The 23,619-nt window shown below is 74.0% G+C and carries 24 protein-coding genes; 13 read left to right on the forward strand and 11 right to left on the reverse strand.

Features of this window, described 5'->3' with window-relative positions:
- Positions 1-84 precede the first annotated feature (84 nt).
- The gene (locus tag H291_RS33100) at positions 85-693 is read right to left on the reverse strand and encodes a GyrI-like domain-containing protein (protein WP_198012371.1); all 609 of its coding nucleotides are present in this window, start codon (positions 691-693) and stop codon (positions 85-87) included.
- On the opposite strand from H291_RS33100, the gene H291_RS0100435 reads away from it, so the two are divergent.
- Complete coding sequence (locus H291_RS0100435; RefSeq protein WP_026365234.1) at positions 692-1,447, forward strand: DUF4118 domain-containing protein; 756 nt, start codon at positions 692-694, stop codon at positions 1,445-1,447. The two genes, H291_RS33100 and H291_RS0100435, sit on opposite strands and share 2 nt — an antisense overlap.
- 9 nt (positions 1,448-1,456) lie before the next feature.
- Here H291_RS0100435 and H291_RS0100440 read toward each other — a convergent pair whose 3' ends face one another.
- The 4 genes from H291_RS0100440 to H291_RS34375 all read right to left on the reverse strand — a co-directional run bounded on the left by H291_RS0100440 (position 1,457) and on the right by H291_RS34375 (position 5,230).
- Entirely contained in the window at positions 1,457-1,843 is a 387-nt protein-coding gene (locus H291_RS0100440; protein ID WP_020013000.1) for a hypothetical protein, read from the reverse strand.
- A complete protein-coding gene (locus H291_RS0100445; RefSeq protein WP_020013001.1) occupies positions 1,840-2,676 on the reverse strand; it encodes an NAD(P)H-binding protein in 837 nt (278 codons plus the stop codon). Before H291_RS0100445 ends, H291_RS0100440 begins: the two co-directional genes overlap by 4 nt.
- Before the next feature lie 218 nt (positions 2,677-2,894).
- Positions 2,895-3,917: a nitronate monooxygenase gene (locus H291_RS34370; protein ID WP_020013002.1), complete on the reverse strand. Its 1,023-nt coding sequence runs from the start codon at positions 3,915-3,917 to the stop codon at positions 2,895-2,897.
- Complete coding sequence (locus H291_RS34375) at positions 3,914-5,230, reverse strand: hypothetical protein (RefSeq protein WP_020013003.1); 1,317 nt, start codon at positions 5,228-5,230, stop codon at positions 3,914-3,916. Before H291_RS34375 ends, H291_RS34370 begins: the two co-directional genes overlap by 4 nt.
- 101 nt (positions 5,231-5,331) lie before the next feature.
- Between H291_RS34375 and H291_RS0100460 the strand changes: the two genes are divergently transcribed.
- Positions 5,332-6,288, forward strand: a complete 957-nt coding sequence (locus H291_RS0100460) for an NAD(P)-dependent alcohol dehydrogenase (protein ID WP_020013004.1) — start codon at positions 5,332-5,334, stop codon at positions 6,286-6,288.
- A gap of 15 nt (positions 6,289-6,303) precedes the next feature.
- On the opposite strand, the gene H291_RS0100465 is transcribed toward H291_RS0100460, so the two are convergent.
- Together H291_RS0100465 and H291_RS0100470 are read right to left on the reverse strand one after the other, a co-directional pair.
- Complete coding sequence (locus H291_RS0100465; RefSeq protein ID WP_020013005.1) at positions 6,304-6,762, reverse strand: hypothetical protein; 459 nt, start codon at positions 6,760-6,762, stop codon at positions 6,304-6,306.
- Between the two features lie 31 nt (positions 6,763-6,793).
- Positions 6,794-7,630 carry a helix-turn-helix domain-containing protein gene (locus tag H291_RS0100470; protein ID WP_020013006.1) on the reverse strand — a complete coding sequence of 279 codons (837 nt, stop codon included), beginning with the start codon at positions 7,628-7,630 and terminating at the stop codon, positions 6,794-6,796.
- Between the two features lie 129 nt (positions 7,631-7,759).
- On the opposite strand from H291_RS0100470, the gene H291_RS0100475 reads away from it, so the two are divergent.
- Together H291_RS0100475 and lnt are read left to right on the forward strand one after the other, a co-directional pair.
- A complete protein-coding gene (locus tag H291_RS0100475; protein ID WP_020013007.1) occupies positions 7,760-8,956 on the forward strand; it encodes a Gfo/Idh/MocA family protein in 1,197 nt (398 codons plus the stop codon).
- Positions 8,957-9,009: 53 nt separating this feature from the next.
- Positions 9,010-10,650: an apolipoprotein N-acyltransferase gene (lnt, locus tag H291_RS0100480; RefSeq protein WP_020013008.1), complete on the forward strand. Its 1,641-nt coding sequence runs from the start codon at positions 9,010-9,012 to the stop codon at positions 10,648-10,650.
- A gap of 4 nt (positions 10,651-10,654) precedes the next feature.
- Here the strand turns inward: lnt and H291_RS0100485 are convergent, their stop codons facing one another.
- Entirely contained in the window at positions 10,655-11,638 is a 984-nt protein-coding gene (locus H291_RS0100485; RefSeq protein ID WP_020013009.1) for a hypothetical protein, read from the reverse strand.
- A gap of 220 nt (positions 11,639-11,858) precedes the next feature.
- Here H291_RS0100485 and H291_RS28095 point away from each other — a divergent pair, with 220 nt between their 5' ends.
- The 5 genes from H291_RS28095 to H291_RS0100510 all read left to right on the forward strand — a co-directional run bounded on the left by H291_RS28095 (position 11,859) and on the right by H291_RS0100510 (position 17,728).
- Entirely contained in the window at positions 11,859-13,265 is a 1,407-nt protein-coding gene (locus H291_RS28095; protein WP_157236629.1) for a carbohydrate-binding protein, read from the forward strand.
- Between the two features lie 80 nt (positions 13,266-13,345).
- Positions 13,346-14,551: a 4-oxalomesaconate tautomerase gene (locus tag H291_RS0100495; RefSeq protein ID WP_020013011.1), complete on the forward strand. Its 1,206-nt coding sequence runs from the start codon at positions 13,346-13,348 to the stop codon at positions 14,549-14,551.
- Positions 14,548-15,594 (forward strand): amidohydrolase family protein, encoded by a 1,047-nt coding sequence (locus tag H291_RS0100500; RefSeq protein ID WP_020013012.1) that lies wholly within the window; start codon positions 14,548-14,550, stop codon positions 15,592-15,594. Before H291_RS0100495 ends, H291_RS0100500 begins: the two co-directional genes overlap by 4 nt.
- Complete coding sequence (gene ligK, locus H291_RS33110; RefSeq protein ID WP_020013013.1) at positions 15,587-17,035, forward strand: 4-carboxy-4-hydroxy-2-oxoadipate aldolase/oxaloacetate decarboxylase; 1,449 nt, start codon at positions 15,587-15,589, stop codon at positions 17,033-17,035. The genes H291_RS0100500 and ligK overlap by 8 nt, the downstream gene beginning before the upstream one ends.
- Positions 17,036-17,101: 66 nt before the next feature.
- Entirely contained in the window at positions 17,102-17,728 is a 627-nt protein-coding gene (locus H291_RS0100510; RefSeq protein WP_020013014.1) for a GntR family transcriptional regulator, read from the forward strand.
- Here the strand turns inward: H291_RS0100510 and H291_RS0100515 are convergent.
- The gene (locus tag H291_RS0100515; RefSeq protein WP_020013015.1) at positions 17,700-18,164 is read right to left on the reverse strand and encodes a DoxX family membrane protein; all 465 of its coding nucleotides are present in this window, start codon (positions 18,162-18,164) and stop codon (positions 17,700-17,702) included. The genes H291_RS0100510 and H291_RS0100515 overlap by 29 nt on opposite strands.
- The gene (locus tag H291_RS0100520) at positions 18,161-18,643 is read right to left on the reverse strand and encodes a DM13 domain-containing protein (RefSeq protein ID WP_020013016.1); all 483 of its coding nucleotides are present in this window, start codon (positions 18,641-18,643) and stop codon (positions 18,161-18,163) included. Before H291_RS0100520 ends, H291_RS0100515 begins: the two co-directional genes overlap by 4 nt.
- Positions 18,644-18,789: 146 nt before the next feature.
- On the opposite strand from H291_RS0100520, the gene H291_RS0100525 reads away from it, so the two are divergent.
- From H291_RS0100525 to H291_RS0100540, 4 genes are read left to right on the forward strand one after another with little or no spacing between them, the layout of a single operon-like run.
- The gene (locus H291_RS0100525) at positions 18,790-19,488 is read left to right on the forward strand and encodes a response regulator transcription factor (RefSeq protein WP_026365239.1); all 699 of its coding nucleotides are present in this window, start codon (positions 18,790-18,792) and stop codon (positions 19,486-19,488) included.
- On the forward strand, positions 19,485-20,627 hold the full coding sequence (locus H291_RS0100530; protein WP_020013018.1) for a sensor histidine kinase: 1,143 nt from the start codon (positions 19,485-19,487) through the stop codon (positions 20,625-20,627). Before H291_RS0100525 ends, H291_RS0100530 begins: the two co-directional genes overlap by 4 nt.
- Before the next feature lie 42 nt (positions 20,628-20,669).
- A complete protein-coding gene (locus H291_RS0100535; RefSeq protein ID WP_020013019.1) occupies positions 20,670-21,599 on the forward strand; it encodes an LLM class flavin-dependent oxidoreductase in 930 nt (309 codons plus the stop codon).
- On the forward strand, positions 21,596-22,810 hold the full coding sequence (locus H291_RS0100540) for an MFS transporter (RefSeq protein WP_020013020.1): 1,215 nt from the start codon (positions 21,596-21,598) through the stop codon (positions 22,808-22,810). The genes H291_RS0100535 and H291_RS0100540 overlap by 4 nt, the downstream gene beginning before the upstream one ends.
- 40 nt (positions 22,811-22,850) lie before the next feature.
- Here the strand turns inward: H291_RS0100540 and H291_RS0100545 are convergent, their stop codons facing one another.
- Positions 22,851-23,462, reverse strand: coding sequence for a hypothetical protein (locus tag H291_RS0100545; protein ID WP_020013021.1), 612 nt, complete (start codon positions 23,460-23,462; stop codon positions 22,851-22,853).
- Positions 23,463-23,619 lie beyond the last annotated feature (157 nt).

Below are 23,619 nucleotides of genomic sequence, written 5' to 3' on the forward strand. Positions count from 1 at the left end.
TGGTCCCGCCTCCCCAGCGTCTCGCGGGTCGCCGATGTCCGACCAGGGACCAACGGCCCGCCCTGCCCGGGACCGAAGCCCGGATCAGCCCACCGGGTACACGATGCGCGTCTGCCACCCGTTCGGGTCGGCCAGGCTGTCCGGCCCCACGACGTACTCCTCCCAGACCGTCGCCGGCGGCGTCATCCCGTTCTCCTCGAACCACACCGTCAGCTCCGCGTGGGACTCGCGCAGCCGGTCGTACGGCCCCACGTGGACCGCCTCCACCGTCGCGCCGCCCGGGAGCATCGCGGCGACCACCTGGTCGGACGGCGCCGCCCCCGCCGGCACCGGGTACCCCGCGGTCACCTCGAACCGCTCCGCCCGCATCCCCTCGTAGAGCGCCACGCCCGGCCCCGACGGCTCCATGCCCCGCTCGTACAGCGCCGCGGCCGCCGCCGCCATCGCGCGGGGGAAGAAGTCCCGCAGGTCCTCCATCCGCACGCTCTCGTGCAGGCCCACGATCTCCTGCGCCTCTCGTTCGCCTCGGACGATCTCCATCTGGTCCGCCTCCTCGTCGCTGCGGCAGCACGTCTGTCGGACACCCCCAGCATCGACCCGGCGGCGCCGCGGGCGCACCTCGGGGCCGGTGCCCGGCCAGCGCTCGCGGGCGCTCGCGGCGGGGGTCACGATGATCCGGGAGGTGGACCACATGGCCGCTGACGCCGGGGCGCCGCGCCGCCCGTGGGTGCGTGCCGCCGCGGTGCTCGCGCCGCTGCTGGCCTGCGCGATCCTGTCCGCCTTCCGGGACGACATCACCACGGTGACCTCGACGCTGATCCTCGTCGTGCTCGTGGTCGCCGCGGCGGCCACGGGCGACCGGCCGGCCGGGCTGCTCGCCGCGCTGTCGGCGGGGGCCGGGTTCGACCTGTTCCTGACCGAGCCGTACCTGCGCTTCGTCATCACGGACGCCGAGGACGTCGAGGCGACGGTGCTGCTCGTCGTGATCAGCCTGGCGGTCACCGAGGTGGCCCTGTGGGGCTACCGCCAGCAGCAGCGCGCCGCCCGGCGCGCGGGCTACCTCGACGGCATGCTGGACGCCGCCCGCGCGGCGATCGAGGGCGACCTGCCGACGGGGGCCGTGCACGACGTCGTCGCCCGGCACATCACCGACGTGCTCGGCGCCGAGGACTGCCGCTGGGTCCCGGGACCGGTGACCGACGTCCGCATCGCGATCCTCGACCACAACGGCGTGCTGATCAGGAACGGCCGCGAGGTCGACGTCGAGCGGTCGGGTCTGCCGGTCGACGAGTACGTCGCGATCCCGGTGCACCGGGGTAGCGACGTCGTCGGCCACTTCCTGGTGACCGCCGTCTCGCACCCGCACTACCCGACGCACGAGCAGCTCCGGGTCGCGGTGCTCCTGGCCCGGCAGGTGGCCTCGCTGGACGCGGGCGGCCGGGCGTGACCCGGCGCCTCAGTCCGGCTCGATGTATCCCGTGATCTCCCGGCCGCGCCCGGTGTGGGTCGCCCGGGGCGCCAGGTCCTCGTTCTCGTCCCAGTCGAGCGGGATCTCCGTCACGTCCGCGCGGTCGAACCCGAGCTCGGTGCCGTTCTCCAGGGCGCTGTACTGCGACCGGTACGGATCGTCGACGACGCCCGTCAGCCGGTCGCCGTCCTGCGCGGTGACACGCACGTAGGGCGTGTCCGACCAGCCGGTGTCGGGGCTCCCGTTCTCGGAGACCTGCACGCGGACGATGTTGCCCACCGCGACGTGCTGCCGGATCTCGGGGTGCAGCTGCCCGCCCGACCAGTCGTAGACGTCCTCGGGCCGCGGCCGGAACACCTGGTAGCCACCGTTCATGTGCGCAGGGTATCGGCCGCCGGACGGCCGAGCGCACCGGCCACGGCCTGGCGCAGGCTGGTCGGCGGGCGGCCCAGCACGTGCCGCAGGTCGTCGGTCTGGCGCTCCAGGGCCCCGGCGCGCGCCAGCCCCATCAGGAAGCCCATCGGCCCGGACACGTCCGCCTCGACGGCGGCGACCGGCTCGCCCGTGACCCGGGCGAGCGCCTCGGCGAGCTGCGCGTAGGTCCACAGCGGACCGGTCAGGTCGTAGGCCCGGCCCGCGTGGGCGTCGTCGGTCAGGACGGCGGCCGCGGCGGCGGCCAGGTCCGCCCGGGTGGCGGTGTTGAGCCCGCGGCCGCCGGTCGCTGCGGTGAGCGTCCCGGACCGGACGGCGGCCTCCAGCCCGGGGTTGATGAAGGCGTCGGAGTAGAACGGGTGCCGCAGGATCGTGTGCCCGACACCGCTGTCCCGGAGCGCGAGCTCGGTGGCGTGGTGCGCGGCGTTCATCGGGTCGCCGGCGCGGCCGGCGCCCAGGAAGCTGGTGTAGGCGACGCGGCCGACCCCCTCGGCGACGGCGGCGTCGATCGCGGCCCGGTGCTGCCGGGTGCGCAGGCCGGTGTCCAGCTCGGGGGAGGAGATCAGCAGGAGCCGGTCCGCGCCGGCGAAGGCGTCGCGCAGGCTGGCGGGGTCGTCGTAGTCCCCGCGCCGGACCTCGACGCCGAGGTTCGCGAGGTCGGCGGCCCGCTCGGGATCGCGGACGGCGGCCACGACCTGGCCGGCGGGAACACGGGTGCGGAGCTCGGCGACGACGAGCCGGCCGAGGGCGCCGGAAGCGGCGGAGACGACGATCAAGGGTGCTCCAGGGAGGGGCCGGGTACGGGCCGGGTCCGGTCGGACGGCCTGCGATGACGACGTCAGGCAACACCCGGGCGGGCCGCCGGGGCCAGGGATTTTCGTCGCCGTCGGACCGCTCCGGGGTGGTCGCCTTTGAGGCCTAAGTTTCTTCGCTTTGGGTCGCCCCAAAGCGAAGAAACTTAGGCCTCAAAGGGGAGCGTGGCGGGCCGGGTCCGTCAGAGGCCGGCCGCCAGGGTCCGCAGGACGTCGGCGGCGGAACCCGGCGCCGCGTTCCGGTAGCCCGTGCCCGCCCAGAGGTGCAGCCGCTCGGCGTCACCCTCCGCCGCGGCACGACGACGCAGGTCGCGCGTCAGGTGGTGGATCGCGGGGTAGCCGACGGGGGCGGCGGCGTCGTGCCGGTCGACGAACCCGTTGCGCACGGCGCGCGCCGGCCGCCCGGTGAACGACCGGGTGACCACCGTGTCGCGGTCCGACGCCGCCAGCGCGGCCTGGTAGGTGGCGGACGCGCCGGACTCGTCGGTCCGCAGCAGCAGCGTGCCGACCGCGACGGCCTGCGCCCCGGCCGCGAGCAGCTCCCGCACGGCCTCGGGCCCGTCGACGCCTCCCGCCGCCACGATCGGCAGGTCGACGGCGGCCGCGACGGCGCGCACCACCGCCGACGTCGGCCCGTCGGCGATGCGGCGGACCGGGTCCCACGTGGCGCTGTGCCCGCCGGCCGCGGGACCCTGCACCACGAGCCCGTCCACGCCGCCGGCGCGGGCCGCCGTGGCCTCGTCCACGGTCGTCACCGAGGCGAGCACCACGCTGCCCACGCGCCGCAGCGCCCGGACGTCGGCGGCCGACGGCAGGCCGAACGTGAACGACACGACCGGCACCGGGTTCTCGACCAGGAGCCGGAGCTTGTCGGCCCACCCGTCGTCGTCCTCGACCGGCTCGGCCGCCAGGTCGACGCCCAGCGCGGCCGCCTCCGGGGCCAGGCGCCGGGCGTAGGCGGCGAACGCGGCCTGGTCCAGGTCGGGCGAGCCGGGCACGAAGAGGTTGACCCCGAACGGGCCGCCCCATTCCCGGGCGGCCGCGATGTCCGACGCCAGGCGGTCGGGCGCGAGGTACCCGCCGGGGAGGAACGCGAACGCCCCGGCCCGGGTCGCGGCGGCCGCGAGCCCGGCCGTCGTCGGGCCGCCGGCCATCGGTGCCGCCGCGATCGGCAGCTCGCTGCCCAGGAGGGTGGGGGTCGTCACGACAATGCTCCGTTCGGGCGGGTGGCGGCCGGCCAGGCGGCCAGCGCCCGGTTGCGCAGCCGGAGACGGGAACCGGCCGTGGCGACGTCGACCACCACGGCCGCGAGGGCGGCCGCCAGCACGACCGCGAGCAGCACGGCCGCCGTCGTGCCCGGCTCGGGGCCCAGGTCGAGGAACGGCCGGAGGGTCGCGGTCACCGCCACCACGAAGCTGCCGACGGCGCCCACGGCCGCCGTGGCGCGCCGCACCGGGGTGTCGAAGGTCAGCAGCAGGCCGGCCAGCTCGGGCTGCGGCCGCTGCCCGTCGAGCAGCGGCTGGTCCAGGCGCTCGACGAGCGCGCGCCGGGCGAGCACGTAGCGCAGGTCGGTCGCGACCCGGCGCAGCACGGTCAGCGCCAGGGCGAGCACCACGAGCACGGTGACGGCGACCGAGGCCGGCGACCCGACCAGCGCGTCGACGTCGGCGGCGGACCCGGACCCGCCGGGGAGCAGCACGAACCGGCCGCCGATCGCGACGCCTCGCCCCGACAGCGCGCCCCAGGCGGCCACGACGATCCAGGAGAGCTGCAGGAGCACGACCGTCACGACGCCCACGACCGACGCGAAGCGCTCGGCCCAGCCGAAGGCGGCGGTCAGCGCGACCGGTTCGACGCCGGGGTCGGCGCCGAACGACACGGGCGCGTGCCGCGTCGCCAGGTGGACGGCGGCGAGCCGCGCCCGCCACCACCGCACCAGCAGCATGACCGCCACGCTGCCGCCGATGAGCCCGATCGCGAGCGCGGTGGCGCCGCCCAGCCCGTCGACGTCCGGGTCGCTGATCCACTCCACCAGGCAGAACACGGCGAGGAACGCCCCGACCACGAGCACCGGGACCGCCAGGAACAGCCAGCGCACGAACGGCCGCCCGTTCACCGTCTCGCCCGAGGCCAGCGTCCCCTGGTACTCGGGCACGGGCAGCGCGCGCCCGTCGGCCCCGGTCTCCGACGCGTCGCGGACGGCGCGCGCGTGCGCGAAGGTCCGCGCCGTCGAGAGGGCCAGCACCACGACGACGGCGCCGAGCAGCGCCGCCAGGTCGAGCGTGAACCCGCGCGTGAGGGCGGCGTCGAGCGGGGCCGGGGCGGTCACCGCCCCGCTCTCGGCCAGCAGGCCCACGACGACGTGCGCGAGCGTGGCCAGGAGCAGGCCGGCCGCGCCCCCGAGGGCCAGGGCGTGCAGCGCGTCGGCGAGCCGCCCGAAGGGGCCCGGCGATACCTCTGCGAAGTGCCCGGTCGGGGTCGTCTCGGCGGCCGGGAGCGGGCGCGGCTGGAGCGGCATGGGCAGACTCTATCCACCGGGTGAACCCGTCCCGGACCACCCCCGCCGGCCGTCCCGCGCCGCTACGTTGGTGGCGCTGGACCACTCGAGCAGGAGGCACGATGCGGGCCGTCATCCAGGACCGGTACGGGAGCGCGGACGTGGTGGTGGTCGGCGAGCTGCCCGACCCGATCCCGGCGGACGACGAGGTGCTGGTCGCGGTCCGTGCCACCTCCCTGAACGGGTCGGACCGCGAGAACCTCGTGGGCAGGCCGTTCTACGCGCGGGTGGGCGGCCTGCGGCGTCCGCGGCACCCCGTCCCGGGGTCGGACGTCGCGGGGACGGTCGTGGCGGTGGGCCGGTCCGTGACCGAGTACGCCCCGGGCGACGAGGTGTTCGGGGAGCTGGCCGGCTACCGCGGCGGGCTCGCCCGGTACGTCGCGACGTCGCCGCGGCTGCTGGCCCGCAAGCCGGAGCACCTGTCGTTCGTGCGGGCGGCGGCGGTGCCGCAGGCCGGGTGCATCGCGCTGCGGGCCACCCGCGGGCTGGGGCCGGGCGACAAGCTGCTGGTCAACGGCGCGGGCGGTGCGGGCGGGGCGCTCGTGATCGGCCTCGCGCGGCACCTGGGCGCCCACGTGACCGCCGTGGACCGGGCCGACAAGGCCGGTCACCTGCTCCGGGTGGGCGCCGACGACACCGTCGCGTTCGAGCACTGCGACTGGGCCGACCAGCGCGACCGGTACGACCGCGTGGTGGACCTGGTGGCCCACCGGTCCCCGTTCCGGGTGCACCAGGCGCTGCGGGCCGGCGGGTCCTACCTGATGGTCGGCGGCCGCACCCGCGTGCTGCTCGCGACGCTGGTGGCCGGGCCGTTCCTGCGGGCGCTGACCGGCAAGCGCGTCGGCGTGCTGTTCGTGCCCCAGTCGCGCGCGGACCTGGAGGAGGTCGCGGACCTGGTGACCGAGGGCGTCGTCGTCCCCGCGATCGACGAGGTGCTGCCGCTGGAGGAGGCGCCGGCGGCGTTCGCGCGGCTCGAGGCGGGGGACAACCTCGGGAAGATCGTGGTCGAGGTGTCCTGACCGCCCGGCGCCCGGCTAGGCCAGGTCGGCGTGCGAGAGGTCCTCGATCCCGGACGGGGCCGTGCCCTCGAAGAGCACGCCGATCCCGTACGGGTCGGCCAGCCGGAGGCGGGACTCCGCGAACCGCAGCAGCCAGGTGCCGTCGGCCCAGACCACCGCAGCGGGCTCCGCGGCCGGCGGCTCGGCGGCGTCCAGCGTCGCGAGCTCGTCGGCCGACAGGCCGTGCTCCGGCTCCCGCAGCCGCTCGCGCAGGTACGCGAGCGCGAGGTCGGCGAGCTCGTCGAACCGCCTCAGCACGGTGGCGGTCAGGTCGAGGGTCGCCCGGTCCGGCGCGTCGGCGGGCTCCGTCAGCACGCTCACGGGCCGGTGGTCGCCGTCCGCCGACCAGCAGGCGATGCTCTCGGGGGACTCGATGCGGGTGAACGCCGTGCCCGCGATCTCCAGACGGTCGGGGATCTCCGGAAGGTCGGCCACCGCGGCAGTCAAGCACAGCCCGGGCCGGGACTCACACAGGCTGGTCGTGCTGGTTCTCCCGCCGGTACGCGGCCGGCGGCATGCCGCACGCGTCGCCGAACGCGGTGTAGAACCGGCTCACGGAGCTGAAACCCGACTCGGCCGCGACGTCGGCCACCGGCAGACCGGTCGTGACCAGCAGACGCCGCGCCTCGGCCAGCCGGCACCGGGTCAGGTAGTCGACCATGGTGGTGCGCACGACCTTGCGGAACTGGGCCATGGCGTAGTTGGGGTGCAGCCGCACGGTCCGCGCCACGTCGGCGACGGTCAGCGGCTCGCGGAAGTTCTCGGCGATGTGCCGCACCATCGCCAGCACCTGGCGCAGGGCCGGGTCGCCGGCTGTGAACTGCCGCACCGGCTGCCCCGGCGTGGCCAGCCCGAGGCGGCGCACCCGGGCCTCGATCTCCAGCATCGCGACGCGGCGCAGCTCCGGCTGCTCACCCGACAGGTCGGCGGCCCACTGCGTGAAGTTCGCGTCGTCGGTCGTCAGCGCCGCCTCGGGCGGGGAGATCAGCGGCATGCCGGACAGCAGCCGGCCGACCAGGGCGGTGGGCAGCCCCCAGCCGAGGAAGGTCGAGAACGGCACGTGCACCCAGTGCGCCCGGGTCGCCGTGCTGGCGATGAGCTGGTGCGGCACCGCCGCCCAGAACGCGGCGACGGACCCGGGGCCGATCTCGACCGGCGCGCCGCCGAACAGGTAGAGCATCGTGCCGCCCTCGGTGACGAGGTTGATCTCCAGGTCGTCGTGCTGGTGGGCGGTGCCCATCAGGCTCGGGCGGCCGGACCAGCTCACGAGGGCGGGCGGTTGGATCTCGATCTGCGACGTCATCTGCGACCCCCGGCATCTGATGATCCGGGAAGAACCGGCTCTGATCCATGAAGAGTTCGCTGATCGTAGGTACGTAGGGTCGGGGCCGTCAACGCCGCATCGCCGCGGCCCTACGGCAAGGAGCATTGCGTGTTCACACTTGGCATCGTCGGAGCCGGGCAGTTCGCCGGGCAGTTCGTCAAGCTCTGGAACCTGCACCCCGGCGTCGGGGACATCTACGTCACCGACCTGCTGCCCGAGCGTGCCGAGAAGCTCGTCGGCGAGTACGACCTCGCCGGGACCGTCCCGTCCTTCGAGGCCCTGCTCGCCTCCGACGTCGACGCGATCGCGATCTTCACGCAGCGCTGGACGCACGGGCCGCTGGTGGTCCAGGCGCTGCGCGCCGGCAAGCACGTCTACTCCTCGGTGCCGATGGCGATCTCCGAGGAGGAGATCGAGGCGATCGTCGAGGCGGTCCGCGAGACCGGCCTGACCTACATGATGGGCGAGACGAGCTACTACAACCCGGCGACCGTCCACGCCCGCGACCAGGCCGCGAAGGGCGCGTTCGGGCGGCTCTTCTACGCCGAGGGCGACTACCTGCACGACATGGACCTCGGCTTCTACGACGCCTACCGGTACAGCGGCGGGGAGAACTGGAAGTCCACCGCGAGCTACCCGCCCCTGATGTACCCGACCCACTCCCTGGGCGGGATCCTCGGCGCCTGGCAGACGCACGCGACCAGCGTCTCTGCGATCGGCGTGCTCGACGACCGCGGCGACGGCGTGTTCGACAAGGAGGTCAGCCAGTTCGGCAACGACTTCTCCAACGCCACCGCGCTGTTCGAGGCCGCGGGCGGTGGCGCGTTCCGCATCAACGAGTTCCGCCGGGTCGGGTTCCCCTCGCACTTCCGGGAGTCGCGGTTCCGGTTCTTCGGCACCGAGGCCAGCATGGAGCAGCTCGTGAACGTCAGCCTCTGGCAGGACAAGGAGCAGGTCGTGGACCTCACGGAGCACCTGGCGCCCAAGCCCACGCTCTCGCCCGACGACCCGTCGCTGGAGCACGTCTCGCCCGCGCTGCGCGACGCCTTCACCTCGGGCTCCGCGCCCGTGCACGACCGCTCGCGGCTGCCGAAGGAGTTCGCCGACGTGTCCAACGGGCACGAGGGCAGCCACCACTTCCTGGCCGACGACTTCGTCACCGCCGTCAACGCCGGCACCCTCCCGCCGGTCAACGCCTGGGTCGCCGCGCGGTACACGATGCCCGGCATCGTCGCGCACGAGTCGGCCCTCAAGGGCGGCGTCCGCCTGGACATCCGCGACTTCGGGGACGCGCCGCAGGACTGACGCCGCGACCGTCGCGTCCCGGGTTCCCAGGCCGGGGTGGGAGACTCTGGGGCGTGACGCAGGCAGCACCCTCGCAGCCGGCCCCCGGCGCCGGCACCCACCCCGAGCCGCGGGCGACCGCGCGGACCGAGTCCGCGGGCCGCGCCCGCACGCGACTCCTCGACCCGCCCCTCCTGCCCCTGTGGGCGGCCGTCCCGGTGGCCGCCCTGGCGGGGCTGGCGCTCGACGGCGCCTTCCCGTCGCTCGGGTGGTGGCCGCTCGCGTTCGTCGCGGTCACCCTCTCGCTGCTCACGTTCATCGGCCGGCGGGCCTGGGGCGCCGTCCTCGTGGGCGCCGCGTTCGGCGCCGCGTTCTGGTTCCCGCACGTGTCCTGGTCGTCCCGGTTCCTCGGCGACGACCCGCTCGGCTGGGTGCCCTGGGTGGCGCTCGCGACCGTGCAGACCCTCTTCATGGCGGCGCTGTCGCCCCTGATCACGCTGGCCTACCGGTGGGTGCCGCGCCGCGGCTCGGCCGGCGCGCTGCGCCTGGTGGCGCTGCCCCTGCTCGTGGCCGGCGCCTGGATGACGCGCGAGCTCGCCATGGGCTCCTGGCCCTACGGCGGCTTCCCCTGGGGCCGCCTTGGCATGAGCCAGTCCGCGAGCCCGATCGCGCCCGTGGCGTCCTGGCTCGGCGTGTCCGGGCTCGGCTTCTGCATGGTGCTGCTGTGCGCCGCCGTCATCGAGCTGGTGCGGGCCCTGCGCACCGGCTCCACCACCCGGCGCTGGACTGCCGCCGTGCCCGCGGCGGCGCTCGCGGTCCTGCTGCTGGTCGTGCCCCAGTTCCCGACGTCGGACGCCGGCACGCTGCGCGTCGGCGCCGCCCAGGGCGACGGCCCCGCCGCCTACTCCGACGCGCGGGAGCCCGGCGACATGCTGGACTCCCAGCTCGCGGCGTCCGCCCCGCTGGAGGACGACCAGGTGGACCTCGTGGTCTGGCCGGAGGGCGGCGTGGACAGCGACCCGGCGGCCACGCCGTCCACCGCGGTGGCCCTCGACTCGGCCGTCCGCCGGTACGGCGCCCCGCTGCTGCTGAACGCCGCGTCGGCGGACGGCGACCTGATCTACAACCGGTCGTTCCTGTGGACCGAGGACGGCGCCGCGGCCTCGCACTCCAAGCGGCACCCCGTCCCGTTCGGCGAGTACGTGCCGGACCGGTGGCTGTACGGCGCCATCGTGCCCAGCCTCGTCAACCTGCTGGGCCGCGAGTACACGCCCGGCACCGACGTGCCCGCCGTGGACACCGGCGACGCCGTCGTCGGGCTCGCGATCTGCTTCGACGTCGTGTTCGACGACGTCATCCGCGAGGGCATCGGCAACGGCGCGCAGGCGTTCATGTTCCAGACCAACAACGCCGATTTCCGGGGCACGGACGAGAACCTGCAGCAGACCGCGTTCGCGCGGATGCGGGCCATCGAGACCGGCCGCGCCGTCGTCAACCTCTCGACCACGGGCACCAGCCAGGTCTTCGGGCCCGACGGCGCCGCGGGCGAGTCCCTGCCCGCGGCCGAGCCCGGGCTGATCGTCACGGACGTCGAGCTGCGCGACGGCGTCACCGCGGGCGTGGCCCTCGGGCCGTGGCTGCAGGTGCTGATGGCGGCGGGCACCCTGGTGACCCTCGTCGCGCTGGGCGTGGCCGCCCGCCGCCGCACGGCCTGACGGCTCAGCTCGTGCGGGCCACCGCGATGTTGGTGTTCCCGCGCTGCCCGGCCTCGTAGAACATGTACAGCCGGCCGCCCTCCTCGGCGAAGCTGGGGGCGGCGGCCCGCGTGGCCTGCGGCTCCGTGTACAGCACGCCGAGGTGGTTCTCGCGGTCGAAGCTCGTGCCGACGTCGGCGACGTGCATGCTGCCGGAACCGCCGTGGTAGACCACGTGGCCGCCGCCGTTGCGCGACCAGTAGTGGGCGCCGGAGAGCTGCCCGCCCTCGCCCGCGGCGGGCGAGATCAGGGGCTGGGGCTTGAACTGCCAGCCCGACGTCAGCCGGTTGGACCAGCCGATGAAGATCTTGCGGGTCCCGGCCTGCGCGCCCATGAACAGCATGATCTGCGTGTCCGACTTCGTGGGGTGCGGGAACACCCGCGCGTAGGACGTCTCGGTGACGTCTCTGGGCAGCATCGCGGTGGTCAGCACGGTGCCCTCGTAGGTGAAGCTGCGCCCGTCGGCCGACGACGCGACCCGCGTGGTGGTGTTCTCCCCGTGGAAGTACAGGTAGATCCGGCCGTCCGCGGCGTTCCAGACCGCGTGCGGGCTGGACACGTGGCTCACCGAGTAGTGCGGTGACCAGGTGCGGGAGATGACCGGGTTGCCCGAGTACTCGCGCCACGGGCCGTCGAGCGAGTCGGCGTAGGCCAGGCAGATCCCGCCCGGCGCGTCGTGCGGGGCGTAGTACATGTACCAGTTCCCCAGCGGGTTCTGGACCCGGCCCGCGACGTTGCGGACCGACGGGAAGATGAGCTCGTTCGTCGGGTTGTAGGCCAGGGCCGACTTGTTCAGCGCCGCGCCGACCCGGTTGAACGTGGGGAAGCCCGGCACCGCGGCGGCCGCCCGGGGCGGTGCGGCGACGCCGAGTGCGGCGGCCGAGCCGAGCACCGCCGAGCCCAGGAGCAGGCTGCGGCGGTCGAGCAGGAGCTTTCGGTCCGTTTCCATGGTGACTCCCGTCCGGCCCGGTGGGTCGCCGCGCTCCGGTGCGCGGCGGTGCGGTTGCCGCCCGGGCCGTTCGGGGTCGAATCTCCGGCCTGGGCGGTGCGGGGGTCAACGGTGATGATGCGACCTATCAGCCCCGGGGGCGTTCACCTCCTGGCCACGGCCAGGCCACGCATCCGCCGTAGCGTCACGGCCGCACGCCTTCCGAGCCGAGGAGAATCCGATGTCATCACCCGCACCCGTACGCCTTCGACGCCCGCTCGCGGCCGTCGCCGCGGGCGCCATGCTCGCCGCGCTGGCCACCGCGCCGTCGGCCGCCGCCACGACCGCACCGACCGTGTCGCCCGCCGCGCCCAAGCCCGAGGTGGACGGCGTCAGCGAGCTGAACGTCCTCACGTTCAACGTGTGGCACGGCGGCACGCAGATCGACGACGGCGCCCGCGAGATCGCCGACGTCCTTCTGGAGACCGACGCCGACGTGACGTTCCTGCCCGAGCAGGGCGACGCCCCGCGCCAGGTCGCCGAGCTGCTCGGGTACGACCACGTGATCGCCACCGACACGGGTATCGTCTCCCGGTACCCGATCCTGGAGACCAGCACGGTCGACCGCTGGTGGACCAAGGCCGTGCTCGACGTGAACGGCACCGAGGTCGTGGCCTACGGCGGCCACCTCGAGTACCGCTGGTACGCGACGTACCTGCCGCGCGGCTACGGCGGCGCCGTCCAGGGCGACTGGCCCGACGGCTGGGACACGTGGGACAAGCTGCCCGGCGGCCCCGTCACCGACGTCGACGCGATCCTCGAGGCCAACCGGCAGTCGGGCCGCCCGGCCACGGCCGCCGCGCTGGTCGAGGACGTCCGGGCCGAGCGGGCGGCGGGCCGCATCGCCGTCGTCGGTGGCGACTTCAACGAGCCGTCGGTGCAGGACTGGACCGCGGAGACCGCCGACCTGCAGGACCACAACGGCCTCGTGATCCCGTGGCAGTCCACGCAGACGCTGCTCGACGGCGGCCTGGTCGACGCGTTCCGCGAGGTGCACCCGGACCCGGTCGCCAACCCGGGTGTCACGTGGCCGTCGGACAACCCGCTGTTCCCGACGACGGACCTCACCTGGGCGCCCGAGGCCGACGAGCGCGACCGCATCGACTACGTCTTCGTCACGCCCGACGAGCGGGTGTCGATCGACGGCGCCGCGGTGGTGGGGCCGCAGTCGACGATCATCCGGAACGAGCGGGTCGACGACGACAGCTCCGACGAGATCCTCACGCCGGACGCCGTCTGGCCGTCCGACCACAAGGCCGTGCTCGCCTCGTTCAGCGTGTGCGACGACGGCTGCGGGGCGGCTGTTCCGGCCTGGGACACGTCCGCGGTCTACACGGCCGGTGACGAGATCTCGTACGAGGGCTCGACCTGGCGGGCGGCCTGGTGGACGCGGGGCCAGGAGCCCGGCGCCGCCTACGGCCCGTGGCAGGAGATCGTCGAGCGGGACGGCGTGACGGGATGGACGCCGTCGCGCATCTTCGAGGCCGGGTCCGTGGCCGTGTTCGAGGGCCGGACGTACGAGGCGAAGTGGTGGACGCGCAACGAGAAGCCGGGCACTCCCTGGGGTCCGTGGGTGGTCCAGGGGTAGTCAGTTTTCGGCGACAAAATTGTCAACAAGATTGTTGATGGACTACGGTGCCGGGACACGCCTCATGGAGGAGGAGCGCAGTGACCGCCACCGATGGCCCGTCCTATCGCCGTGCCCGCACCGCGGGCTCGCAGACCGCAGTGCCCGCCCTCGTCATGCGGGGCGGCACGTCGCGGGGCCTGTTCCTCGACGCCCGCACGCTGCCGGCCGACCCGGCCGTGCGCGACGCCGTGCTGCTGGCCGCGATGGGCTCGCCTGATCCCCGCCAGATCGACGGCCTGGGCGGCGCGCATCCCCTGACCAGCAAGGTCGGGATCGTGTCGCCCGGGTCGGGCGGCGTCGACGTCGAGTGGACGTTCGCCCAGCTCCAGCCGGACTCCGACACCGTGGACACCACGCCGAACTGCGGCAACATGCTGGCCGCCGTGCTGCCGTTCGCGATCGAGACCGGCATCGTCGTGCCCGACGGCGACACCACCGCGGCCTCGGTGCTGACCTGCAACACCGGCGCGGTCGCGAGCATCACCGTCGCCACGCCGCGCGGGCCCGACGGGGCACGGCACGTCGAGTACGCGGGCGACGCCCGGATCGACGGCGTACCGGGCACGGCCGCGCCGGTGGACATCGCGTTCCTCGACACCGCCGGCTCCGTGGCCGGCAGCCTGGTGCCCACCGGGAACGTGCGCGATACCGTGACCGTGCCGGGCCTCGGCGACGTCGAGGTGACCCTGATCGACAACGGCCAGCCGCTCGTGATCGTGCGTGCGGACCGCCTCGGCGCGCGCGGCGACGAGACCCCCGCCGAGATCGACGGCGACGCCGGCCTGCGCGACCGCGTCGAGCGCCTGCGCCTGGTCTGCGGCCAGGCCATGGGCCTCGGCGACGTGACCGCGAAGAACTACCCCAAGATGACGCTCGTGTCGGCACCGGCCGACGGCGGGAGCGTCGCCACCCGCTCGCTCATCCCGCGCGTCGCCCACCAGTCCATCGGCGTGCTGGCCGCCGTGACGGTCGCGACGGCGTGCGTGCTGCCCGGCAGCGTCGCCCACGAGGTCGCCGTCGTGCCGGATCCCGCGGGGCCGGGCGAAGGACACGACGTCACCGTCTCGGTGGAGCACCCGTCCGGCGAGTTCTCCGTGACGCTCGGCCTCGAGGCCGGCGACCCGCCCGGCGTCGTCCGCTCCGCGCTGCTGCGCACCGCCCGCCTGCTCATGAGCGGCGAGGTGCTGGTGCCGCGCGCCGTCTGGGACCCGACCACCGACCAGAACGAGGAGGCCACCGCGTGATCATCGACGTGCACGGCCACTACACGACCGCCCCCGAACCGCTCGGCGCCTGGCGCGACGCGCAGGTCGCCGCCCTGGCCGACGCGGGCCTGGCCCCCGACCCGGCCGGGCCGCGGATCAGCGACGACCAGATCCGCGAGACGCTCCAGGCGCACCAGCTCCGGCAGATGGACGAGCGCGGCATCGACGTCACCGTCTTCTCGCCCCGGGCGTCGTTCATGGCCCACCACGTGGGCGACCTCGCGACGTCGACCGCCTGGGCGCGGATCTGCAACGACCTGTGCGCCCGCGTGGCCGGGCTCTACCCCGACCGGTTCGTGCCCGGCGCCATGCTGCCGCAGTCGCCCGGCGCCGACCCGGCGACGTCGGTCCCCGAGATCGAGCGGGCCGTGACCGAGCTGGGCGCCGTCACCGTGAACCTGAACCCGGACCCGTCCGGCGGGCACTGGACCGCACCGCCCCTGACCGACCGGTCCTGGTACCCGGTGTACGAGAAGCTGGTGGAGCTCGACGTGCCCGCCATGGTGCACGTCTCGACGAGCTGCAACCCCGCCTTCCACACCACGGGCGCCCACTACCTCAACGCCGACACCACGGTGTTCATGCAGCTCCTGCAGGGCGACCTGTTCGCCGACTTCCCGGACCTGCGGCTCGTGATCCCGCACGGCGGGGGAGCGGTGCCCTACCACTGGGGCCGGTTCCGCGGCCTGGCCCAGGCCCTGGGCAGGCCGGAGCCGGAGGAGGTGCTGGGCACCAACGTCTTCTTCGACACCTGCGTCTACCACCAGCCCGGCGCCGACCTGCTGCTCGACGTGATCCCGCGCGACGGCGTGCTGTTCGCCTCCGAGATGATCGGCGCCGTGCGCGGCATCGACCCGCGCACCGGCCACCACTTCGACGACACCCGCCGGTACGTCGAGGCCCATGCCGCGGCCCGGGGCCTGGACGACGCCGCCGTGCGCGCCCTGTTCGAGACCAACGCCCGCCGCGCCTACCCGCTGCTGGACCGGCGCCTGACCGAGAGGGGGCTGACCCGTGTCTGAGCTCGGAGTCGTCCACACCCAGATCCGCCGCGCCGACCCGGCCGCCGTCGAGGCGCTGTCGCGGTTCGGCGTCGCGACCGTCCACGAGGCGCTGGGCCGCCTCGGCCTCATGCGCCCCTACCTGCGGCCCGTCTACGAGGGCGCCGCGATGTGCGGCACCGCCGTCACGGTGCTGCTCCAGCCCGGCGACAACTGGATGCTGCACGTCGCCGCCGAGCAGGTGCGCCCCGGCGACGTCGTCGTGGCCGCCTGCACCACCGAGAACGAGGACGGGTTCTTCGGCGACCTGCTCGCCACCTCGCTCAAGGCCCGCGGCGCCCGCGGCCTGGTGATCGACGGCGGCTGCCGCGACGTCGACACGCTGCGTGCCATGGACTTCCCCGTGTTCTCCCGCGCGATCAACGCCAAGGGCACGGTCAAGGCCACGCTCGGCTCGGTGAACGTGCCGGTCGTGTGCGCCAACGCGCTGGTCACCCCCGGTGACGTGGTCGTGGCGGACGCCGACGGCGTCGTCGTGGTGATCATGATCGGCATCTGCGGCACGCCCGCGACCAACCTGATCGCGTCGTTCGTGGTGCCGATCAGCGACTGGTCGTGGCGCCTGGTCTACCTGTGGGGCTCGCTCGGTGTGCTGTTCCTGTTCTTCGTGCGCAAGCTCGCGGAGTCCCCGCAGTGGCTGGAGTCGCGCGGCCGGCACGACGAGGCCGACGCGGTGCTGCGGGACCTGGAGGCCCAGGCGGTCGCCCAGCACGGCACGCTGCCCGACGCCGCCGTGCCCGTGGAGACCGGGCCGGCCACGAAGGCGGGCCTGGCGATGCTCAAGGACAAGAAGTTCCTCTACCCGACCATCCTGCTGTCGGTGCTGTGGATCACCCAGACCATCGGGTTCTTCGGGTTCTCGTCGTGGGCGCCCACGCTGCTGGCCGCCGAGGGGATCAGCGTCGAGGACTCGATCTTCTTCGTGGCGCTGACCACGGTGGGCGCGCCGCTGGGCTCGTTCCTCGCCGCGCAGGTCACCGACCGGTTCGAGCGCAAGTGGTGTCTGGTGGTGTTCGGCGTGATCATCGCCGCGTCGGGCCTGATGTACGGCCTGACCTTCACGCCGGTGCTGATCGTCGTGTTCGGGTTCCTGGTCAACCTGTTCGAGCGCGGTTACACGGCCCTGGCCTACGCCTACTCGCCCGAGCTGTACGACACCAAGGGCCGGTCGCTCGGCACGTCGATCTCGTACGGGCTGGGGCGGCTGTCCAACGCCGTCGGGCCGCTGATCATCGCGGGCCTGTACAGCGGGCACGGGTACCAGACCGTCTTCTACTTCATCGCGGGCACCTGGGTGGTGGGGGCGCTGGCCCTGGCGATCTTCGGTCCCGCGACGCGCAAGGCCCGCCTGGCGGCGGCTGCGTCGTCGGCGGCGTCGTCGGAGGTGGAGGCCAGCCGTTAGGGTGCTCGTATTGTTGACAATCGCTTCGCGCCCGGGGGTGGCGGGCGACGACGTGAGAGGGACGTGATGGTGGACGACGCCCAGGTGCGGGACGAGCTGCGAGCGGCGATCCTGCGGGGTGACTTCGCGCCACGTCAGCGACTGGTCGAGGCCGACCTGTGCGAGCAGTTCGGGGCGCGGCGGTTCGCGGTGCGGGCGGCCCTGCAGGATCTCGTGGCCGAGGGGCTGGTCGAGCGCCAGCAGAACCGCGGCGCCCGGATCCGCGAGATCAGCCTGGACGAGGCGATCGAGATCAGCGAGATCCGCCGCGTCGTCGAGGGGCTGGTCGCCGCGCGCGCCGCCGAGCGGCTCACGGCCGCCGACGCGAAGCGGCTGACGGGGATCGGTCGCCGCATGCGCGAGGCGGTCGACGGCGGCGAGGCGGCCGTGTACAGCGACCTCAACGCCGAGCTGCACGCGGCGCTGCGCGAGATCGCCCGGCACGAGACCGCCAACCGGATCGTGGCGCAGCTCCACGGTCAGATGGTGCGCCACCAGTTCGCGCTCTCGCGCGTGCCCGGCCGGTCGGCGGTCTCGCTGGCTCAGCACGAGGCGGTCATCGAGGCCGTCGTCGCGCGCGACCCCGATGCCGCCGAGGCGGCGATGCGGGCGCACATCACCTCGGTCATCGAGGTGCTGCGCTCGCTGGGTTGAGGCGTCGGACCAGCGCCGTCACCGAGAAGCGCGACGCGACCCGCGGCCACGCGACCAGCACGACGGCGAGCGCGACCATGACCGGGTACGACCAGGTGAGCTGGTCGGCCGACCAGTAGCTCAGCAGCGTGCCGACGCTCGCGAGCGCGACCGGCAGGGTCAGCACCCCGGCGACCAGCGCGACGCCGAGGCCCACCTCCAGCAGCGGCATCAGCACGCCGAACAGCCCGGACGCCGGGCCCAGCACGTACTCCGCGAAGACCTCGAAGTAGCCGGGCACCCGGCTGTTGCCGGCGGCGCCGTCGGCGACGAGCTGGATGTCGGCGGCACCGAAGCCCGCCCGGTACTTGATCAGCCCCTCGTTGATCCAGAGCGCGCCGAGGGCGACCCGCGCCGCCGTCAGGACGACGGCGGCGAGGGACAGGGCGCGGGTCATGCCAGGGGTGCCGCGCCGAAGACGGCCTTGGCCTTGTCGCAGTGGATGACGACGGTGTCGTAGCCCGCCACGTCCACGCCGTCCAGGGCGAAGGTCTGGGACGCCTCGTCGAAGGCGACGGCGTCGATCTGCGTGCCGGCTGCCACGGCGGCCTCGTCGGTCCCGTTGGTGAGATAGATGTGCAGGTCGGGGCCCTCGTCGGACGAGTAGCCCGACAGGACGATCTCGGAGTCGCTCACCTCGACCGTGCCCGCGACCGCCTTGTCGTTGAGGCCCTCGAAGGTGCCGGTGCGGGCCTCTCCGCCCATGTCCTCCGTCATGTCCTCACCCATGTCCTCACCCATGTCCTCGGACTGCTCCTGCGACGACGAGGTCTGGTCGGACATCGCGTCGCCCGACCCGCCGTCGTCGGCGCCGCAGCCCGTGAGCAGCAGGGTGGCGGTCAGGACGGCCGCGCTCGCGAGTGCTGTCTTGCGCATGAGAAGTGCCTCTCTGTCAGGTTCGTCGGTGCCGTCGGCAGTACGCCGGCGACGTCGTCGAACCTAGGCAGGGCGGCCCCACGGACGCGGGAGTCTTGCAGAGGCGTAAGAACTCGACCGGGCCTCGCGCGGTTACGCTGCCGGGCATGGGAGCACAGGTGGAGGTGATGGTCGTGGAGGACGACGACACCGTCCTGGCCGTGGTGACCGACTACCTGGGCGGGCGCGGCTACGCCGTCACCGCTTACCGCGACGGGCTCGTGGCGCGGGACGCCCTGCGGACCGCGCGGCCCGACGTGCTGGTCCTGGACCGGATGCTGCCCGGGGTCAGCGGGGACGAGCTGTGCCGGCAGGTCCGGTCGGCGGCCCCGCGGACGCCGATCATCATGCTCACCGCCCTCGACGCCGTCGAGCAGCGGATCGACGGGCTGGAGCACGGCGCCGACGACTACATCGCCAAGCCGTTCGCGCTGCGGGAGCTCCAGCTGCGCATCGACGCCCTGGTCCGGCGCAGCCGCGCCGTGCACGTCTCGCCGACGCCGTTCACGCTCGGGCCATTCCGCGTGGACCCCGCGCACCGCCGGATCTGGGCGACGGGCGCCGAGATGACGCTCACCGCCCGGGAGTACGAGCTGTTCCTCTTCCTGCTGCAGAACCCGGACCGCACCCTGACCCGCGACGACATCCTGCGCGAGGTGTGGGGCTGGAGCTTCGGCGAGGAGTCCACGGTGACCGTCCACGTGCGCCGGCTGCGCGAGAAGATCGAGCCGGAGCCTCGCTACCCGCGCTACCTGCTCACCGAGTGGGGCCGCGGCTACCGCTTCACCGTGGGGGCCGCCGCATGATGCTCTCGGGTGGGGACCTGCTGCTCATTCTCGGCACCGCCGCGGTGTGCACCGCGGTGACCACGGTGCTCGCGCTCGTGATCCTGCGCCGTCTGCGGCAGCGCTCCGTCACCGCGCCGTTCGTCGTCCTGGTGGTCGCCGCGGTCGCCTCGATCGTCTGCTCGACCGTCGCGATCTCCGCCCTGATGTACCTGTCCCTGCACGACCTGCAGGTGATGCTGTGGGTGGTCGGGCTGTCGGCGCTGCTGAGCCTCGCCGCGACGATCGTCACCGCCCGGGCCGTGAGCAGGTCGTTCGCCCAGCTCGGCCAGGCGGTGGAGCGGGTCGGCCACGGCGTCGTCGTCGGCCCGGAGGCCTACGAGGGCAGGGAGCTCGCCGACCTCTCGGCCCAGCTCGCCGTCGCGTCCGAGCGGCTCGCCGCGGCCCGTGCGGAGATCGAGCAGCTCGACGCCGCGCGGCGGCAGTTCTTCGCCTGGATCTCGCACGACCTGCGGACGCCGCTCACCGGGGTCAGCGCCCTCGCCGAGGCGCTGGACGACGGCGCCGTCGCCGACCCGGCCGACTACGTGCGGCGCATCCGGGCCCAGGTCGGGACGATGAACCGGCTGGTCGACGACCTGTTCGCGCTGTCGCAGATCCAGAGCGGGGCGCTGCGGCTGCGCCCGGAGGACATCGAGCTGCTGGACGTCGTGTCCGACGCCGTGGCCGACGTGCACTCGCTCGCCGTCGCGAAGGAGATCCGGATCGAGCACGCGGGGGTCGAGGGCCGGACGCTGCGCGCAGACCCGCACGAGCTGACCCGGGTCGTGGTGAACCTCCTGACCAACAGCATCCGCCACGCCCCGCACGGCTCCGAGATCCTGGTGTCCGCCGACCGGGCCGGCGACCGGCTGGTGCTCTCCGTGCTCGACCAGGGCAGCGGGGTCGACAGCGAGGACCTCACGCGGATGTTCGAGATCGGCTGGCGGGCCAGCGAGGCCCGCACGCCGGACGCGCGGCCGGTCGCCGGGTCGCCCGGCGCGGGGCTGGGGCTGGCCATCGTGCGCGGCATCGTCCAGGCGCACGGCGGCGACGTGCGGGCCGAGCACGTGCCGCAGGGCTTCCGGCTCGACGTCGCCCTGCCCGCGCCGGCGATCTGAACGGCTCTCGTATCGATACGATCGTTCTGGTAGAACTGCGCCATGACCTCTCCGCAGATCGGTGTCGTCCTCCCGCGTGACCTGCCCGCCGCCCAGGTGCTGCCGTACGCGCGCGCCACGGAGCGGCTCGGCTTCGACGAGCTCTGGGTCGTGGAGGACCTGGGCTACCGCGGCGGGCTGGTGCAGGCCGCCGCCGTGCTGGGTGCGACCGAGCGCCTGCGTGTCGGCATCGGCATCCTGCCCGCCGCCGTGCGTAACCCCGCGTTCGCGGCGATGGAGATCGCCACGCTGGAGCAGCTCCACCCCGGCCGTACCGACGTCGGCGTCGGGCACGGCATGCCGGGCTGGATGCGGCAGGCGGGCGCCTGGCCCGAGCGGCCCCTGACGTTCCTCGCCGAGTACACCGCCACGCTCCGCACGCTGCTCGGCGGCGGGCAGGCGGGCGAGGTGCGCCTCGACGCGACGGCGGTGCCCGACTCCGTGCCGCCGCTGCTGCTCGGCGTGCGCGGGCCGCGGTCGCTGGCGGCCTCCGGCCGGGTCGCCGACGGCACCGTGCTCGCGGAGCCCGTCGCGCCCGAGTACGCGGCGTCGGCCCTGGGGGCGATCGCCCCGGAGGGCGAGCACCGCCTCGTGGCCTACAACATCGGGGCCGTCGACGACGACGCGGCCGTCGCGCTGCGCACCGCCCGACCCGGGCTGGAGTGGATCGGCGAGCCCGACTGGGCGCCGCACGTGGCGCCGCTGCCGTTCGCGGCGGAGTTCGCGGAGCTGCGGGCGGCGTCCGCGTCCCGTGCCGAGTTCGTCGAGCGGATGCCCGACGAGTGGGTCGCGCGCCTCGCGCTCGCCGGCACGCCCGCGCAGGTCCGGGAGCGGATCGACGAGCTCGGGCGGGCCGGGGTGACCTCCAGCGTCTTCATCCCGGCCGGGCCCGACCCGCTGGCGGCCCTCGACGCGCTGGCCCGCGTGCTGTGACCGCACACCTGACGCCGTCGGCGCAGCGCCGGCGGCTGGCGTTGTTCGTGTCCTTCTTCATGACCGGCGTGTCCATGGCGACGTGGGTCTCCCGCACGCCCGCGATCCGCGACGCGACCGGCTCGACCACGGCCGAGATGGGGCTCATCATCGCGGGGCTGTCCGCGGGCTCCATGGTGGGGATCGCCTTGGCCGGCACCCTGGTGGCCCGGCGCGGCGCACGGTTCGTCGTGCTGTGGGGCATGGTCGCGATCGTGACCGGCGTCGCCGTCGTGGCCGTCGGCACCGCGACCGCGCAGGGCTGGCTGGTCGCCGTCGGGCTCGCGTCGTTCGGGTACGGCATGGGCTCGGGCGAGATCGGGCAGAACGTCGAGGGGGTCGACGTCGAGCGGGCGCTGCGGCGCACCGTGGTGCCGAGCCTGCACGGCAGCTACAGTCTGGGCGTCTGTGTGGGCGGGCTCGTCGGCCTGGGCGCGAGCGCCGCGGGCGTGCCGGTGCTCGGGCACCTGGTGGCGGTCGCCGCGCTCACCGCGATCGCGACGGCGGGGCTGGTGGCCAACCTGGCCCACGATGTCGGGCGGGAGGACTCCGACGCGGGGCAGCGGCGTCGTCCGCTCGGCGAGACCGTCGGGGCCTTCCTCGCGGTCTGGCGGGAGCGGCGCACCCTGGCGATCGGCGTGATCGTGCTGGGTATGGCCCTGGCCGAGGGGTCGGCGAACGACTGGCTGCCGCTGATCATGGTCGACGGGTTCGACCTGTCGGCGGCGACGGCGTCCCTGATCTACGCGTTCTTCGGCCTGTCCATGGCGATCGGGCGGTTCAGCGGCGGGTTCTTCCTCGACCGGTTCGGGCGGGCGCCCGTCATGGTGGTCAGCGCGCTGCTCGCGATCGCCGGCATCGCCCTGGTGGCGTTCGCGCCGTCGGCGGTGCTGGGTGCGGTGGGCGTGCTGCTGTGGGGGATCGGGGCGTCGCTCGGCTTCCCGGTGGCGCTGTCGGCCGCGGGCGACGACCCGCTGAACTCCGCGCGCCGGGTCAGCGCCGTGGCGACGGCCGGGTACACCGCGTTCCTCGTGGGGCCGCCGGTGCTGGGCTTCGTGGGGGAGCACTTCACGCTTCGGCTCGCGATCCTGCTGGTCATGGTGCTGGTCGCGGTCTCGGCGTGCTTCGCGCGCGCGGTCACGCCGCCGGCGGGGGCGGTGCGCCCGGCGTAGGCGACCCACTGGAAGGCGGCGGCGAGGCACTGAGCGTCGCCTAGGTCGATGGGCCGGCCGGGCCTTGAGCGTTCGATCTGACCCACAGAGTCACATCGCTGCTGGTGGCCACCACCAGCGTCCTGCCCGACGGAGAGAACCCCGCCGCGCGGAGCTCTCCATGCTGCTGATCGTCGAAGACGTGCCACCACGACGTCGCCGGCTCGCCAGCGTTGAGGCCGCCGCCCGCCGACAGTATGACCCGTCGATGGGGCCACTCCGGGGCGACGACGTCGATGCTCCACCCGTCCGCCGTGGTCGTGTGCAGGCCACCACCGAACAACCCGGCGATCATGACTCGGGTGCCCGTCAAGGCGCCGATACCCGGGCACGCCAGATCTGGCCCATCCGGCGTCGCTACCTGCGGGTTGGGGTGGCGCTCGCGGGCGATCTTCGCTCCCGTGGTCGCGTCCAGCAGTCCGAGGCCATCCGTGGAGACGATCATCAACAGGTCATCACCAGTCGCTGGATGCACCCCGAATCCGACCCCTTGCAGGCCGCCGACGGATACGTAGGATCCCGTCGCGCCCGTCGGCTGCCACGGCTCGGGTGGCCCGGTCAGCGGAGCTGACAGATACTTCTCCCGCAACCGCTGCTGGTACTCCGTGAGCACGTGCCATCCTCTTCCGTTTTCCACCGGACCATCGCCGGCCGCGTGTTGCCGGTCGCTCCTCGGCGACACGCTGACAACCTACAGCCGCGAAAGCGTCGGGCAGAGAGACGAAGCATCGACGATGACGCGACACGAGGCACGACCCACCGAGACCCAG

Source organism: Promicromonospora sukumoe 327MFSha3.1, from assembly GCF_000385135.1.
Classification (GTDB): domain Bacteria; phylum Actinomycetota; class Actinomycetes; order Actinomycetales; family Cellulomonadaceae; genus Promicromonospora; species Promicromonospora sukumoe_B.

Bases quoted from the DNA above. Each gene is read 5' to 3' on its own strand.
- H291_RS0100535 (WP_020013019.1), top strand. From the start codon at position 20,670: ATGACCTCTCCGCAGATCGGTGTCGTCCTCCCGCGTGACCTGCCCGCC.
- H291_RS0100440 (WP_020013000.1), bottom strand. From the start codon at position 1,843: ATGAACGGTGGCTACCAGGTGTTCCGGCCGCGGCCCGAGGACGTCTAC.
- H291_RS0100520 (WP_020013016.1), bottom strand. From the start codon at position 18,643: ATGCGCAAGACAGCACTCGCGAGCGCGGCCGTCCTGACCGCCACCCTG.
- H291_RS28095 (WP_157236629.1), top strand. From the start codon at position 11,859: ATGTCATCACCCGCACCCGTACGCCTTCGACGCCCGCTCGCGGCCGTC.
- H291_RS0100470 (WP_020013006.1), bottom strand. From the start codon at position 7,630: ATGACGTCGCAGATCGAGATCCAACCGCCCGCCCTCGTGAGCTGGTCC.
- H291_RS0100525 (WP_026365239.1), top strand. From the start codon at position 18,790: ATGGGAGCACAGGTGGAGGTGATGGTCGTGGAGGACGACGACACCGTC.
- H291_RS0100515 (WP_020013015.1), bottom strand. From the start codon at position 18,164: ATGACCCGCGCCCTGTCCCTCGCCGCCGTCGTCCTGACGGCGGCGCGG.
- H291_RS0100435 (WP_026365234.1), top strand. From the start codon at position 692: ATGGCCGCTGACGCCGGGGCGCCGCGCCGCCCGTGGGTGCGTGCCGCC.
- H291_RS0100460 (WP_020013004.1), top strand. From the start codon at position 5,332: ATGCGGGCCGTCATCCAGGACCGGTACGGGAGCGCGGACGTGGTGGTG.
- H291_RS0100485 (WP_020013009.1), bottom strand. From the start codon at position 11,638: ATGGAAACGGACCGAAAGCTCCTGCTCGACCGCCGCAGCCTGCTCCTG.
- H291_RS0100530 (WP_020013018.1), top strand. From the start codon at position 19,485: ATGATGCTCTCGGGTGGGGACCTGCTGCTCATTCTCGGCACCGCCGCG.
- H291_RS33100 (WP_198012371.1), bottom strand. From the start codon at position 693: ATGTGGTCCACCTCCCGGATCATCGTGACCCCCGCCGCGAGCGCCCGC.
- H291_RS34375 (WP_020013003.1), bottom strand. From the start codon at position 5,230: ATGCCGCTCCAGCCGCGCCCGCTCCCGGCCGCCGAGACGACCCCGACC.
- H291_RS0100510 (WP_020013014.1), top strand. From the start codon at position 17,102: ATGGTGGACGACGCCCAGGTGCGGGACGAGCTGCGAGCGGCGATCCTG.